Origin of the sequence: Candidatus Vesicomyosocius sp. SY067_SCS001 (assembly GCF_014706615.1) — a bacterium.
In the GTDB taxonomy this organism is placed as follows: domain Bacteria; phylum Pseudomonadota; class Gammaproteobacteria; order PS1; family Pseudothioglobaceae; genus Ruthia.
This window is the reverse complement of record NZ_CP054877.1, coordinates 897913-912982: the sequence shown is the minus strand read 5'-3', so window position 1 is coordinate 912982 and position 15070 is coordinate 897913. Positions and strand designations below refer to the sequence as shown.

General features: G+C 30.7%; 14 protein-coding genes. 4 read left to right on the top strand and 10 right to left on the bottom strand.

Annotation, left to right across the window (positions count from 1 at the left end; translation table 11 throughout):
• Nucleotides 1-164: 164 nt before the first annotated feature.
• The 7 genes from purH to HUW60_RS04360 form a co-directional block, all read right to left on the bottom strand.
• Complete coding sequence (purH, locus tag HUW60_RS04390) at nt 165-1706, bottom strand: bifunctional phosphoribosylaminoimidazolecarboxamide formyltransferase/IMP cyclohydrolase (protein WP_190600319.1); 1542 nt, start codon at nt 1704-1706, stop codon at nt 165-167.
• A gap of 642 nt (nt 1707-2348) precedes the next feature.
• Nucleotides 2349-2891, bottom strand: coding sequence for a peptide deformylase (gene def / locus HUW60_RS04385; protein WP_190600318.1), 543 nt, complete (start codon nt 2889-2891; stop codon nt 2349-2351).
• Complete coding sequence (nadB, locus tag HUW60_RS04380) at nt 2888-4453, bottom strand: L-aspartate oxidase (protein ID WP_190600317.1); 1566 nt, start codon at nt 4451-4453, stop codon at nt 2888-2890. Before nadB ends, def begins: the two co-directional genes overlap by 4 nt.
• 59 nt (nt 4454-4512) lie before the next feature.
• Entirely contained in the window at nt 4513-6894 is a 2382-nt protein-coding gene (locus HUW60_RS04375) for an efflux RND transporter permease subunit (protein ID WP_190600316.1), read from the bottom strand.
• Nucleotides 6895-6896: 2 nt separating this feature from the next.
• Nucleotides 6897-7550: a protein-L-isoaspartate O-methyltransferase family protein gene (locus tag HUW60_RS04370; RefSeq protein WP_190600315.1), complete on the bottom strand. Its 654-nt coding sequence runs from the start codon at nt 7548-7550 to the stop codon at nt 6897-6899.
• Nucleotides 7551-7561: 11 nt separating this feature from the next.
• Nucleotides 7562-8965 (bottom strand): dihydrolipoyl dehydrogenase, encoded by a 1404-nt coding sequence (lpdA, locus tag HUW60_RS04365; RefSeq protein ID WP_190600314.1) that lies wholly within the window; start codon nt 8963-8965, stop codon nt 7562-7564.
• A complete protein-coding gene (locus tag HUW60_RS04360; RefSeq protein WP_238924465.1) occupies nt 8958-10472 on the bottom strand; it encodes a dihydrolipoyllysine-residue acetyltransferase in 1515 nt (504 codons plus the stop codon). Before HUW60_RS04360 ends, lpdA begins: the two co-directional genes overlap by 8 nt.
• Before the next feature lie 110 nt (nt 10473-10582).
• Between HUW60_RS04360 and HUW60_RS04355 the strand changes: the two genes are divergently transcribed.
• Together HUW60_RS04355 and HUW60_RS04350 are read left to right on the top strand one after the other, a co-directional pair.
• Entirely contained in the window at nt 10583-11497 is a 915-nt protein-coding gene (locus HUW60_RS04355) for an ABC transporter ATP-binding protein (RefSeq protein WP_190600883.1), read from the top strand.
• Nucleotides 11498-11499: 2 nt separating this feature from the next.
• The gene (locus HUW60_RS04350; RefSeq protein WP_190600312.1) at nt 11500-12249 is read left to right on the top strand and encodes an ABC transporter permease; all 750 of its coding nucleotides are present in this window, start codon (nt 11500-11502) and stop codon (nt 12247-12249) included.
• Between the two features lie 77 nt (nt 12250-12326).
• On the opposite strand, the gene HUW60_RS04345 is transcribed toward HUW60_RS04350, so the two are convergent.
• From HUW60_RS04345 to plsY, 3 genes are all read right to left on the bottom strand, one after another.
• Nucleotides 12327-12581 carry a hypothetical protein gene (locus tag HUW60_RS04345; protein WP_190600311.1) on the bottom strand — a complete coding sequence of 85 codons (255 nt, stop codon included), beginning with the start codon at nt 12579-12581 and terminating at the stop codon, nt 12327-12329.
• Entirely contained in the window at nt 12578-13489 is a 912-nt protein-coding gene (gene ppk2, locus HUW60_RS04340) for a polyphosphate kinase 2 (RefSeq protein ID WP_190600310.1), read from the bottom strand. The genes HUW60_RS04345 and ppk2 overlap by 4 nt, the downstream gene beginning before the upstream one ends.
• 107 nt (nt 13490-13596) lie before the next feature.
• Nucleotides 13597-14187, bottom strand: coding sequence for a glycerol-3-phosphate 1-O-acyltransferase PlsY (gene plsY / locus HUW60_RS04335; protein ID WP_190600309.1), 591 nt, complete (start codon nt 14185-14187; stop codon nt 13597-13599).
• 54 nt (nt 14188-14241) lie between these two features.
• Here plsY and folB point away from each other — a divergent pair, with 54 nt between their 5' ends.
• Nucleotides 14242-14595, top strand: coding sequence for a dihydroneopterin aldolase (gene folB / locus HUW60_RS04330; RefSeq protein WP_190600308.1), 354 nt, complete (start codon nt 14242-14244; stop codon nt 14593-14595).
• A complete protein-coding gene (gene folK, locus HUW60_RS04325; protein ID WP_238924463.1) occupies nt 14576-15070 on the top strand; it encodes a 2-amino-4-hydroxy-6-hydroxymethyldihydropteridine diphosphokinase in 495 nt (164 codons plus the stop codon). The genes folB and folK overlap by 20 nt, the downstream gene beginning before the upstream one ends.

Below are 15070 nucleotides of genomic sequence, written 5' to 3'. Positions count from 1 at the left end.
CAATAGATTTAATTGATTATTTTTTTTGGAACAATTATTTATTTTATTAGTTTCATTTTTTTTAAGTTATATTATCTTAAATATTTATTTTTGTAATTATAAGAAAAGACCTAATAAATCCTTATTAATTTGTGTGGATAAATTTTAGTAATATCTATTTGAAATTAATGTTTAAAATGACGCATACCTGTAAATACCATTGTGATGCCGTGCTCATTAGCTGCCTTAATAACTTGTTTATCACGTATTGAACCACCTGGTTGGATGATGGCTTTAATGCCATCTTGTGCTACTGAATCAATACCATCACGAAATGGTAAAAAAGCATCAGACGCCATTACGCATCCATCAATAATGAAAGCCTCGTCAGTAGCTTTAATGCTAGCTATTTTAGCAGAGTAGACCCTGGACATTTGACCCGCACCAATCCCAATAGTCATTTTATTTTTAGCATAAACAATAGCATTTGATTTAACGACTTTAGCAACTTTCCAAGCAAATAATAAATCTTCTATTTGGTCTTTGCTAGGTGTTAAATCACTGACGCATTTTATATCATTTTTTGTGATAATGCCTAGGTCTTTATCTTGTACCAATAAACCACCAGTTACACGTTTATAATCTAAAGAAGGTTTTGCTGTGTTTAAATTACCACATTCTAGTACGCGTATATTTTGTTTAGTGGATAGTACTTGTTTAGCTTGTGTTTGTACACTTGGTGCAATAATAACTTCTACAAATTGTTTATCAATAATATTTTGAGCTGTGCTTTTATCTAGTGGTCTGTTAAAGGCAATAATTCCCCCAAATGCAGAGGTTGGATCAGTTTTAAAAGCATCTAAATAGGCATTTTGAATATTGTTACGAACAGCTATGCCACAGGGGTTGGCATGTTTAACAATCACACAACAAGGTTTGTTAAAACTACGTACACATTCAATGGCAGCATCAGCATCAGCCATATTATTATATGACATTTCTTTACCTTGACATTGAATAGAAGATGCCAAACAAGATTCTAATAAGTTACTTTCAACATAGAACGCGGCTTTTTGGTGTGGGTTTTCACCATAACGCATTGATTGTGCCTTGTTAAATTGTAGATTTATGATGTTAGAGAAACCATCTTTATTTTTTCCTAAATAATTAGCAATTGCACCATCATACATGGCAGTATGTTCAAATGTTTTAAGGGCTAGTGCAGCTCTAGTTTTAAGTGTAGTATTGCCTAATTCGCTGATTTCATCCATAACTTTTTGATAGTCTGTGTTATTTACTATAACTGTAACAGATGTATAATTTTTGGCACTTGATCTAAGCATTGCTGAGCCACCAATATCAATATTTTCAATTGCATCTTCCAATGTACAATCAATTTTGGCAATCGTTGCTTGAAATGGATATAGGTTAACTACAACTAAGTCAATTGGCTTAATGTTGTTTTGTGCCATTATATCCTCATCAATTCCACGACGTCCTAAAATCCCGCCATGAATTTTAGGGTTAAGAGTTTTAACCCGACCTGCCATTATTTCAGGGAACATTGTATAATCTGAGACTTCAATTACTGGAATATTATTTTCTATCAAAAGTTTTGCTGTACCACCTGTGGAAATAATATCGATATTTTTATCTACTAAGAATTGGGCAAAATTAATAACTCCATTTTTATTAGAAACACTGATTAAAGCGCGTTGTATAGACATTTTATTTTTTTAAAATTTTATGTTAATTAAGCAATGATTATAAAGTGTTAGAGTTTGTATCGTTTAATTTTTTTTAACGTGACAAGATTAATATCTAAAATTCTTAAAACTTTTCTTTGATTATGGTTAATTAAGTCGAGTAAGTATTATAAATTAATTACAACAGACTTTATATTATTGGTACCTATATTTATGTATGGTGCTTGTTTGTTTATCCTATAATTGTTTAATAAGTAATGTTTAAGTTTTGTATTAATACATGCTAATAAATTAGTTTAGATCATAATTATTTCAGGTACTTTTCAAGTAGGTGGAATTATTTTTAAGTACTAATTTGGTTAATGTATTTCCAAGATTACTGAATATATTTTTTGTTAAGGTGTGTAATATACTAAAAGTATGTGTTTTCTATAACCTTCTATTCTTACAGACTTAACCCATAATTTGTACATTAAATTTAACAGTTTTTAGAAGATATTTATAACTTTAAAGTTTCATATTAGACTATTTTAATCCTAACTGTTATTATGTTGAGTGAATGTTTTTTATGTGGTTGTTTATGCCATATCTTTGGGATTGTATGACAGTTAGTAATATTTGGAGATTGAGTTTGCAGTTGTTAATTTTGATTAGTATCAGTTTCTAGATCTTAGTCATCTTTTTTATTCTTTCTAGAAGTCGTTTTTGCTTAAGTCTGGATAAGTAATCAACAAATAAAATACCTTTTAAATGATCTATTTCATGTTGGATGCAAATAGCAAGTAGTCCTGTTGCTTGCAGGGTAAATATTTCACCTTTTTCGTTGAGTGCTTTAACTTTAATATGATTAGCACGTTGAACCTCTGCTTGAAAATCTGATACAGATAGACAACTTTCAGTGTGTTTTTCTTGTCCATCTTTTTCTTTAATTTCTGGGTTGATAAAACATAAAGGGTGTTGTTTTTGTAGTAACTTATGCGAGTCATTTTTTCGATTTTTAAATAAAAATTGAGAGTTTGGTACATCAATAACTGCTATTTGTAGATGTTGGTTAACTTGGGTGGCAGCTAATCCAATACCATTTTTAGCATACATAGTCTCAAACATATTTTTGATTAAAGTTTGTATGGTTTTATTAACTATATTTACATTTTTGGCTTTGATTCTTAAGCGTTTATCAGGGTGGCTTAAGATGGGTAGAATCATGATTTTTTAATTATAGTATTAATTGGATGATTTGATTGTTGTGGATGATCTTCATTGTAATGCAATCCTCTACTCTCTGTTCTAAAAATTGCAGATTTCACAATTAGCTGTGCGGTTTGAATAAGATTTCTTAGTTCAATTAAATTACTAGATATTAAATAAAGTTTGTAGTAATCGTTCACTTCTGTCTGAATTTGATTCAGACGATACTGTGCATATTTTAAGCGTTTGTTAGAACGTACAATACCAACAAAATTCCACATAATACGGCGAATTTCATCCCATAAATGTGATACGACTACTTTTTCTTTTGAAGGTGCTACTTTGGAAGCATCCCACTGACTAAATTTTTTATATGTTAATGTTTTTGATTGTTGATTTATATAATTGGCACAAGATTTAGCAAATACTACACATTCTAATAAAGAATTACTTGCCATACGATTAGCACCATGTACACCAGTGTGTGCAACTTCGCCAATGGCGTATAGATTGTTTATATTAGTTTGACCGTCAAGATTAGTTTGTACGCCCCCACATGTATAATGTGCTGCAGGTACAACAGGGATAGCATTTTTAGAGATATCAATACCAAGTGACTTGCATTTTTTGTAAATAGTTGGAAAGTGTTGTTTAATCCAGATTTTGTTTTTAAATGAAATGTCTAAATAAACACATTCAAATCCATGGGTTTTTATTTGTACATCAATTGCACGGGCAACAATATCACGTGGTGCAAGTTCCTCTCGATTGTCAAATTCATGCATAAAAGCTTTACCATTTTGTAAAATTAATTTACCACCCTCGCCACGAAGCGCCTCTGTAATTAAAAAAGATTTTGCATGTGGATGGTAAAGGCAAGTAGGATGGAATTGGGTAAATTCCATATTAGTAATAATGCATTTTGCTCGATAAGCCATTGCAATACCATCACCTGTTGATGTATCTGGGTTGGAGGTATAAAGATAAGTTTTTGATGCTCCGCCTGTGGCAATAATAGTTTTATGAGAGATAAAACTTTCAACTTGATTGGTATTTTTGTTTAAAACATAAGCGCCATAGCAGTCGTAGGATTTGATTAATAGATCAATGGCAATATAGCTTTCAAAAAGTGTTATATTACTTTTTTCTTTAACGTTTTTGAGCAAATTAGTTTGGATTGATTGTCCTGTTTTATCAGCAACATGTGCTACTCTTCTACGGCTATGACCACCTTCAGTGGTTAGATGATAATTCTTTTTATTTTTATTTTTGGTAAATTTAACTCCAGAATGTTCTAATGAGGCAATGGCTTTGGGCGCGTTTTCAACCATAAAGCGAATGGCAGTTTCATCACCTAAGCCTGCTGCAGTTAATAAGGTATCTTGTACATGAGTAGTAAAGTTGTCATTTATGTCTAGTACAGCAGATATACCGCCTTGCGCATAGTATGAACAGCCTTCTAATATTTTGTCTTTGGAAATTAGTGCAACATTTAAATTATTTGATAATTGTAATGCACTCATTAATCCTGCACTACCTGTACCAATAATTAGAACGTCAAAATTATGTTGTTTTGTCATGGGTATTAACGATAAATAAATATTATTAGCATAATCTTTTTTAATCCATTGACGTGTATTTATATATTAATTTTTGGTTTTATCATTAGTATTAATTTAGGTAGTAGGGTTAAATTGGCAAGTAGTGCACTAAGCATTGCAATAGCAGTAAATACACCAAAATAAATACTAGGTATAAAATTAGATAAAGCTAAAATCAAGAAGCCTATTGTAACTGTAATTGAGGTATAAAACATAGCTAATCCAATGCTAGCATGTGAGCGATACATAGTTGCCATATAATCGTTGTCTTTTTTAAATTCATGCTTAAAACGATGTATATAGTGAATGGCGTTATCAACGCCAATACCAATGGCAATTGTTGAAATAGTGATAGTCATTAAGTCTAGTGGGATATTTAATAATCCCATAATACCAAGGATAAAAAGTGATGGTAAGGTATTTGGAATTAATGCAAGGATGGATAAACTAATTGATTTGAAAATAAATAAAAACATGATAAAAATCATTATAAATACCACAATAATTGTTTTTATTTGCGAGTCAAATAAACTTTGTAGCATGTTGTTGTATAAAACTAGCATGCCACTTAAATGAAAACTATTTTGTTTAAATCCAAGTTCAGTAGAAATATGATGTTGTATTTGATCAATTAACTCTCCACGTTTTAATTCTTTTTCAGTTTCTCTAATACGGATAACCATTCTTAGTTGTCCACTGTTCTCAGATAAATAAGGGTATAACACTTGTACTTTAGCACGTTCAGGTAATTGTGAGTGAATAATGTTTAAGAGAAATCCATTAGGTGTTTTGCCATCATTAGCTTGTGTTAGAATCTGCATTAAAGTGTCAATTGATAATACTTTACCAGTTTCATCTAAAGAATTAAGATATTGATGGACGTCATGTATTTCATTACGTAAATCTTCGTCAAACCAGTAGTCCTCTGCTAAATTGTCAAAAATAATTTCTAGTGGAATGGTGCCACCCAGTTCTTTATCAATCAAAGTTAGCCCTTGATTAATTTCTGTGTTTTGTTTAAAATAATTAATAAAACTATTTTCTACACTAAGTTTGCTAATCCCAAATCCAGAACCTATTACTAATATTACTAATATTACTAATAAATGATTGCCAAATTTTTCTACAAATTTGGCTAATAAAGTGGTAGCTCTTAGTTCGGTTTTGTGTTTTGTAATTTTTGCTTTTGGTAACAAACTCATGATCATCGGAAAAGCTAAAAACGATAATACAAAAGTAATAATCACGCCAATTGACATCATCCAGCCAAAATTAATCACAGGCCTGATACCACTAATAAGTAAAGAGCTAAAAGCTACAAATGTGGTTATAGTTGTGAAAAAACAAGGCTTAAACATTTGTGATAAGGTGTCTTTAATTAGTTGATGTGAGTTTATATTTGGATTAAGCTGGGAAATTTCTCTATATCTAACTATAAGATGAATAACTATTGAAAGTGTTATAACTAGTAATAATGAGAAAAAATTAGATGAAATAACGGTAATCTTCCAACCTAAATAAGCTAAAATTCCTGTCATGATAAACGAACTGAAAATGCTAATGCCAATTGGAATAACGACCCATCGAATACTTTTGAAAATAATCGTTAGAATTAAACTCATTAACCCAATAACTGCTAAACTAAATATGAGCAAATCATTGCTAATATAGGTCATAATATCAGTAGTTATCATAGGTAACCCACCTAAGAATAAATGAGCTTTATTTGAATATTGGTTAATAGTAGTTCTAATTTGGGCAATTGTTTGTGCTTGTATTTTATTCTGGATAGTGATATTCTTTAAAACTTGCTTTTCGATAATTTTAAGTTTCAATTGTTGGTCATTTGATAATGTATTATTAGTTCTTTGGGTGTGCATTTTGTCAAGATTTTCACGTAATTCTTTGAATTTTTGATTATTTTTTAGTGTCACTAGAATAGCGGTTGTTTTTCCATCTTTACTTACTAAATTGTTAGCATATAAAGGTGAATTTTTGAATTCATTATTAGCTAATGCCAAGTTAGCATTATCATTATCAATGCTGATGTTTTCACTAGCTAGTTCTGCTAAAGACAATGGAGGAGATCTAAAAAGTGGTACATCTAGAATAGTTGTTATTGACCTGATTTGGTTAATTTTAGTTAAATCTTGTTTAAATTTTCTAAGATGATCAAGTTGTTTAGGTGTAATTAAATTGTCTTTAACCTGATAAGAGATGATTAAATAATCATCAGACCCATAATTTTTCTTAATGTTTTGATAATAACGTAGGTTTTTGTCACCTTCTAGTACTAAAGAGTCTGAAGATGCATCTAATTGAGAATTAGAGATTTGAGCTATAAAAAATATAGCAATTAGTAATAAAAGTGTAAGCCCTAATGAGGCTTTTTTTAGGATAAAATCAAAAAATAAGTTCATGATTAAAATTCAAAATTATTTGATGATTCTAACCCTTGCATTGTGTCTAATTGTGTTTCAAATAATGATTTTGTATCCCATTTATTCTTATTAATTCGAGTAATAAGTTTTGCACTCATAACGTTTTTAGTACCTTCAATTACAAAAATTCTACCACCTACATTTAATAAATGAAAGTAACGTCTTGTAATTTTAGGCACTGAACTACTAATAATCACTACATTAAAGAAATCATTATACTTCCAGTCTTTAGAAGCATCTACCACTTCTAAAGTAACATTATCAATACCCAATGTATCAATTCTTTTTTTGGCACTATGAGTAAGATTTTCATCAATTTCAATACTGGTTACAGATTTGCATAATTTTGACAAAACAGCTGTTAAATAACCACTACCTGTTCCTATCTCTAGTACAGTTTCATGTTTTTTAATATTAAGTGCATTCAATAATTGACCTTCAATCTTCGGAAAAAGCATTTTTGCTTTACTAGTAAGTGGAATTTCAATATCTGCAAATGTAAGATTTTTATATTTCTCTGGTACAAAATATTCTCTTGGTGTGTTTTTAAGTGCATTATTAGCAATATAATTCAAGCCGCCCCAAGGACGTATTTGTTGTTCAATGACATTTTTTCTTGCTTGTTTTATATTCATATAATCTATCCCTATTTTTTCTTTTTTGATGATAATAAATCTGTAATTGTACCTTGTGCCATCTCAGTTGCAAAGGCGGTAGTTTCACTTAAGGTTGGGTGGGCGTGGATAGTTAGTGCAATATCATCCATATCACAACCCATTTCAATAGCTAGTGTTGCTTCAGCAATCAATTCACTTGCATTGGTGCCGCAAATGCCCATGCCTAAAATTTTGCCTTTTACATCGAATAATCCTTTGGTAATGCCTTCAGATCTACCAATACTTAAACTACGACCTGAATTTGTCCAAGGAAATAAACCTTTTTCATAAGAGATTCCTTTAGCTTTTAGTTCTTTTTCAGTTTTTCCTGTCCAAGCAATTTCTGGGTCTGTATAGGCAATAGATGGGATAGTAAGGGCATTAAAACCTGATTTGTATCCACAAATAACTTCTGCTGCAATTTTAGCTTCGTGTATGGCTTTATGGGCAAGCATAGGTTGACCAGTAATATCTCCAATGGCGTAGATGTTATTAACATTGGTTTTCATTTGTTTATTGACAGGAATAAAACCCCAATCATTTATTTCAACACCAGCTTTTTCACAATCGATCAATTTTCCATTAGGGGTGCGACCAATAGCGACTAGTATTTTGTCAAAGGTGTCGAATTTTGGGGTGTTTTTTCCTTCAAATCCGACTTTAATACCTTCTTTTAATGCCTCAATTTTGGTTATTTTGGTGTTTAAAAAAATGTTAGCATATTGTTTTTTAATGTACCTAAGTAGTGGATTGACAATGTCTTTGTCGGCACTAGTAATTAGTTGGTCAGAAAGTTCAACCACAGTAATTTCGCTACCAAGTGCGTTATAAACTGTTGCCATTTCTAAGCCAATAATACCCCCACCTACTACTAACAAACGTTTTGGTATATTGGATAAGTTTAGTGCGTCTGTTGAATCCATTACACGAACATCATCAAATGTAAGGGTGGGGATTTTGGCAACTTGTGAACCTGTAGCAATAATACATTGTTCAAATTCAATAATATCATTGCTATTTTCTATTGTAATTTGATTAGCTGAGATAAATCTTCCATAACCTGTTACAACATTAACTTTTCTTGCTTTTGCTAAAGTTTTGATACCATTTGTTAGTTTGGTTACGATGTTGTCTTTATTTGTGCGTATACCATTGACACTAATTAGTGGCTCATTAAAGGTAACCCCTATATGTGAGGAATTTTTTGCTTCATTGATGATTTGGGCTGTATGAAGAAGTGCTTTAGAAGGAATACAGCCGACATTTAAGCATACACCACCTAAAGCGTTATAACGTTCAATTAGAGTAACTTGTTTACCTAAATCTGCCAGACGAAAGGCAGCTGTATAACCTCCAGGACCAGAGCCTATAATAACAACTTGAGTCTTAATCATAATTTGCCTCTTTTAATATTGTATTTAACTCTGCCATGAACCGTCCACCTTGTGCACCATCAATCACGCGATGGTCATAGGACAATGCTAGTGGTAATGTTAAAGTTGGGATAAAATTTTCACCATTCCAAGTAGGTTTTAAATATGAACGTGATATGCCTAAAATAGCTACCTCTGGTGCATTAACAATAGGGGTAAATTGTGTACCACCAATACCACCTAAGCTGGAAATAGTGAAACCTGAACCTTGCATATCTGCGGGTTTTAACTTATTTTCTCGTGCGTTCTTTGAAGTTTCAAAAAGTTCTTTAGCTAGATCAGTTAAAGATTTTTTTTCAACATCACGAATAACTGGCACAATTAAGCCTTTTGGTGTGTCCATTGCAATTCCTAAGTTAAAATATTTTTTAATAATCAAGTTTTCACCTGATTCATCAAGTGAAGCATTAAAACGTAGATGATTTTTCAACGTTTGAACCAATGCTTTCATAATAAAAACTAGAGGAGTGAGTTTAATGCCGTTAGCTCTTTGTTTTTGTCGGTATGCTTCCATTTGATTAATGTTAACTTCGTCAAACTGGGTAACGTGGGGAATGCTTAACCAGCATGTAGTTAAATGTTTACCTGATAATTTATTTATTCTAGATAGTTTTATTGTTTCAGTGTCCCCAAATTTAGAAAAATCAATTATTGGTGGTTTAGGAAGGGCGCTGTTAAAATTGTCAGAAGTTATGATTTGTTTAACGTGATTTTTAAGGTCAGTATCTAAAACTCTACCTTTTCTTCCTGTACCAGTTATATATGATAAATCAACACCTAACTCCCTAGCTAGTTTACGAATAGAAGGTGAAGCGTGTGAGTTACCCCTGATTGGTTTTGAACCAACTTTATTAATGTTAGTTGTTACTGGCGTTAGTGTACTTAGGTTTGGTAGTATTGGTGTTAAACTTTTCATTTTAATTTCCGTAAGTGTTTCTTCAGCTATACTTTTAATATTAAGAATTAGTGTACCTAGAGAAACTTTATCACCTAGTGCAACATTAATATTAATAACCTTGCCTGCAACTGGTGTTGGGATTTCCATTGAAGCTTTATCACTTTCTAAAGTGATTATACTGTCTTCTACAGATAGTTTATCTCCTACACTGACTAGAATTTCAATGACCTCAATTTCGTCAAAATCACCAATATTAGGTACAATAATGGGTATTATTTTTGTTTTAGGATATTCATTTTTGATGTTTTTGTTGATATTTTGAATCTCACTATATTCACTTGCAATACTCAAGATGATATCATCTTGTTTAATTTTGTCACCAATATTGACTTCAATTTTCGTAATAATACCTGTAAAAGGGCTTGGAATTTCCATAGAAGATTTGTCTTTTTCCAAGGTTACTATACTATCATTCGTGTTTATTTTGTCTCCAATATTTACTAAAATCTCAATTACTTCAACTTCATAAAAATCACCAATATCAGGTAGTACTATATTTTTTATGTTCATCATAAGTTCTGTATGTTTTGGGAAATAATTTAAAGTGGGTAATTATCGCAAAAATAGCTAATAAAAGGGGATAAATGTTAAAATGTTTTGATTTTTATTCTAAACTCATTATGTCTACTGCATTACTCATTAAAGGTTTAAAAAAGACTTATGCTAATCAATTAGAAGCATTAAAAGGTATTGATCTTTGTGTTGATCATGGTGATTTTTATGCATTGTTAGGCAGTAATGGTGCAGGAAAGACAACAGTTATTGGTATTATTTGCGGGTTACTTAATAAAACTTCAGGTAGTATTAAGGTATTAGGTTTTAATCAAAGTAGTCATGTTAATCAGGTGAAAAAATTAATTGGATTAATGCCGCAAGAATTTAATTTTAATCCTTTTGAACCTATTGAGGAAATTTTGATTAATCAAGCAGGTTATTATGGCATTGCTAAGTCAAAAGCTAAAATTCAAGCTGAGTTTCTACTCAAAGAGGTAGATCTTTGGGAAAAACGTTTTGATATGGCTAAATCATTATCAGGTGGTATGAAGAGACGTTTAATGTTAGCAAGGGCTCTCATTCATCAACCCAAGATATTAATTCTTGATGAACCTACCGCAGGTGTTGATGTTAAAATACGCCATTCAATATGGCGTTTTTTGAGTAAACTTAATCGCCAAGGTATGACCATTATTCTAACTACACATTATCTTGGAGAGGCTGAGTTACTTTGTCGTAATGTTGCTATTCTAAATAAAGGCAAAGTGATTAAGCAAACTAGTATGAAGGCATTATTGTCACAAGTTGACCAACAAGTGCTGATTTTAGAAAGCTTAGCTCAATTACCTCAGACTATAACAAGTGATAGGTTTAAATGCGAACGTTTAGATGATCATTCATTACAAGTTGTATTGAATTCAGATGTTAGCATTACCAGTGTGTTATATAATTTAGATATACAAGGTGTTAGTGTGGACTATATTCATAGCGCTCAAAATCGTTTAGAAACTTTATTTTTATACTTAACTAACAAGGAGTAATGATGTGGATTTCTTATAAAACTATTGTTATTAAGGAAATTTTAAGATTTTCTCGTATTTGGGTACAAACTATTTTTCCACCTATTATCACTACGTCACTATATTTATTAATTTTTGGCGGTTTAATGGGCAAGCGTATTGGTGATATGCAAGGTGTGGATTATTTACATTATATAATTCCTGGGGTGATTTTAATGACGGTGATTACTAACTCTTATACTAATACAGTAACATCGTTTTTTTTAGCAAAATTTAATCATAGCATTGAAGAATTATTAGTAGCACCTGTGTCTTATTGGGTTATTTTATTAGGTTATGTATCTGGTGGTGTATCGCGAGGCTTTGCAGTTGGATTGGGGGTTTCTATTGCTATGAGTTTTTTTATTGACTTTGAAATAAATAATATGCTAATTGTGTTTATTATTTTTTTATTTACCTCAATCTTATTCTCATTAGCAGGATTTATTAACGCTATTTTTGCCCAATCGTTTGATGATATATCTATTGTTCCTACTTTTATTCTTATGCCTATGACTTATCTTGGCGGTATATTTTATAATGTAGAAATACTACCACAATTTTGGCAAAATATATCTAAATTTAATCCTATTTATTATATGGTTGATAGTTTTAGATTTGGGTTTTTAGGCGTTAGTACTTCTGAGTTTTGGGTTTCAATTTTAGTCTTATTGAGTATAATTATTGTATTGTCAATAATTGCATTTTGTCTATTAAAAAAATGTGAATATTAAAACTTAATGTATTACATAGCTATTATTTAAAAGAAAAATTACTAAAAATATTATGATAAACTAGTTAAGAACTGGAATTATTTTAAAGATTTTTTTTTCTTTGCTTTTTTTACTTTCTTTTTAGAAAAATACTCTATTTTCTTGTCGTTGTTTTTTTTACTTTTTTTGATTTTTTTAGCTAATTTTCTATACTGTACATCTAACTCTTTTCTTAATTTTACTATTTTATTAACAGATTTTTGAGCTTTTTCAGTCGCAATTAAGGCTTCAATTTCTGCCTTTCTTGCAATTTGTATAGCATCTTTTAATTGTTGTTTTTTATTTGATATCAAATATTCTCCTTATTTTTATATAAATTACTCACACTTCCAATAATTTTTGAATCAGGCTTAAAAACTATTTTACTATCTTTATTAGGATAATCTAGATAGTAAAGAAAATGCCTAATACAATTAATTCTTGCACGTTTTTTATCATCTGATTTTACAACAATCCAAGATGAATCAGCGGTATTGGTGTAAAAAAACATATCTTTTCTAGCTTTGGTATATTGTTCCCATTTTGTTAATGATTGTAAATCAATTTCACTTAACTTCCATCTTTTTAATGGGTCATTTTTACGTAGATGAAATCGCCTTAACTGCTCTTGATGACTAACAGAAAACCAGTACTTAGAAAGCATAAAGCCGTCATTAACTAGCATACGTTCCAGTAAAGGTGCTTGCCGCATAAATTCCAGATATTCTGAGTTTTTACAAAAGCCCATAACACGTTCTACACCAGCTCTATTATACCAAGATCGGTCAAATAGCACCATTTCTCCATTTGTAGGAAAATGTTTAATGTAGCGTTGAAAATACCATTGCCCTAGTTCTACTCTTGATGGTTTTTCTAAAGCAATAACACGTGCAGCACGAGGATTAAGGTGCTCCATAAAACGCTTAATTGTACCGCCCTTTCCAGCTGCATCACGGCCTTCAAATAATAAGATAATTTTTTTATTGTAATTTTTAATCCAGTCTTGTGCTTTTAGTAACTCTGTTTGTAATAAATATTTTTCATTTTCGTATTCTTCAACGTGCATCTTTTTAGCATAAGGGTAATCTCCTGCTATTTCTGATAAGCTTAACAACGCATTGCCAGACATGACATTATTTTTATGCATAACATATTTGTTATTTTGTAATTTTTTTATCTTGTTTTTAGCATCTTTTTTACTAAATTTTTTCCTTATTAACATAGTATTGTAACGTTTAAATTTAAATAAATTTATTATTATAATATTATATATCTAATAATGAAGATATGGTTTTTTGTTTTAATGAGTAAATGTTAAGATTTTAAGTGTTATTTGATTTTATTTTCTTGATTATTGAATAGTCTTTTAATATTGCTTTTATGAGTGTAAAAAATCCATATACATATTGAGATAATGACATAAGTAGCAATCAAATTATTAGTAATTAGATAGAAATAAACTGGCGTGAGTGTGGTAGCTACTAGTGTTGATAATGATGATATTTTTAGTACTTTTGCCACAAAAATCCAAGTGATTATAAAGCTCAGTCCAGTAGGATAACTAAGGGCAAGTAAAGCACCTAGGAAGGTTGCAACTCCTTTTCCGCCTTTAAAACTAAAGAAGATGGGGTGTATATGACCTAAAAATGCTGCGAAGATAATCCAAGTAATATTAAGTGTATCTAAGGTTAAGTAGTGGGCAATTAATACTGGAATCATACCTTTAAGCCCATCTCCAATGAGTGTGATGACAGCTGCTTTTTTCCCGCCTATTCTAAGTATATTTGTAGCGCCTGGATTGTTTGATCCTTGAGTTCTAGGATCAGGTAGATTAAGTATTTTACAGATAATAATGGCTGTTGAAATTGAACCAATTAGATAACTAAGGATAATAATAGTAAAGAATAACTCAGGTAACATAATGTTTCTTTTGGTTTAATTGGATTAATAATTTTATCTGCTTAAAATTTTATAATGGATATTATATTTATACAAGGATTAAAAATTGATACAGTTATTGGTATTTATGATTGGGAGCGAAAAATTCGTCAAGATATTGTGTTAGATATTGAAATGTCGGCTAATATTAAAGCTGCTAGTAAAACCGATCATATTAATCAAGCCTTAGATTACAAGGCAGTATCAAAACGATTAATTGATTTTGTTCAGTGCAGTGAATTTCGATTGGTTGAAACTTTGGCTGAAAGAATTACTCAAATTGTATTGAAAGAATTTAAAGTTACTTGGATAAAACTTACCTTGAATAAAGGCGAGGTATTGACAGGTGCTCAAGGAGTAGGTATTGTTATTGAACGTAGTAATGGCTAATATTCATATTAATATTGGTTCAAACCAAAATCGTAGGGAAAATCTATCCAAGGCGATTTATGCTATTAAAGTAATGTTTAAGAATACTATTTTTTCTAAGGTTTATGAGTCTAGAGCATTTGGTTTTAAAGGTGATAATTTTTATAATGTTGGTATTAATGCGACCACTAATTTAATAATTGTTGAGGTGGTCAATATATTACATGACATTGAAGAAACTCTTGGTAGGGATAGGGAGGCGTCAAAATTTTCATCCCGTTCAATTGATCTTGATTTAACTTTATATGATGCAGTTATTGATCAAAATTACAACTTACCAAGAGATGATATTTTAAAATATAATTTTGTTCTTATGCCATTGGCAGAGTTAAACCCAAATTTAGTTCATCCACAACAACATCAAACTTATACTCAGTTACAGGCAACTATGGGTGGATTAAAATCGTATAATATTAGCATCTTAAATATGGAATAA

Excerpts from the sequence above, each read along its gene's own strand:
- folB (WP_190600308.1), top strand. The coding sequence starts at position 14,242 with ATGGATATTATATTTATACAAGGATTAAAAATTGATACAGTTATTGGT.
- purH (WP_190600319.1), bottom strand. The coding sequence starts at position 1,706 with ATGTCTATACAACGCGCTTTAATCAGTGTTTCTAATAAAAATGGAGTT.
- HUW60_RS04360 (WP_238924465.1), bottom strand. The coding sequence starts at position 10,472 with ATGAACATAAAAAATATAGTACTACCTGATATTGGTGATTTTTATGAA.
- HUW60_RS04370 (WP_190600315.1), bottom strand. The coding sequence starts at position 7,550 with ATGAATATAAAACAAGCAAGAAAAAATGTCATTGAACAACAAATACGT.
- lpdA (WP_190600314.1), bottom strand. The coding sequence starts at position 8,965 with ATGATTAAGACTCAAGTTGTTATTATAGGCTCTGGTCCTGGAGGTTAT.
- HUW60_RS04375 (WP_190600316.1), bottom strand. The coding sequence starts at position 6,894 with ATGAACTTATTTTTTGATTTTATCCTAAAAAAAGCCTCATTAGGGCTT.
- ppk2 (WP_190600310.1), bottom strand. The coding sequence starts at position 13,489 with ATGTTAATAAGGAAAAAATTTAGTAAAAAAGATGCTAAAAACAAGATA.
- HUW60_RS04355 (WP_190600883.1), top strand. The coding sequence starts at position 10,583 with ATGTCTACTGCATTACTCATTAAAGGTTTAAAAAAGACTTATGCTAAT.
- nadB (WP_190600317.1), bottom strand. The coding sequence starts at position 4,453 with ATGACAAAACAACATAATTTTGACGTTCTAATTATTGGTACAGGTAGT.
- HUW60_RS04350 (WP_190600312.1), top strand. The coding sequence starts at position 11,500 with ATGTGGATTTCTTATAAAACTATTGTTATTAAGGAAATTTTAAGATTT.
- def (WP_190600318.1), bottom strand. The coding sequence starts at position 2,891 with ATGATTCTACCCATCTTAAGCCACCCTGATAAACGCTTAAGAATCAAA.
- plsY (WP_190600309.1), bottom strand. The coding sequence starts at position 14,187 with ATGTTACCTGAGTTATTCTTTACTATTATTATCCTTAGTTATCTAATT.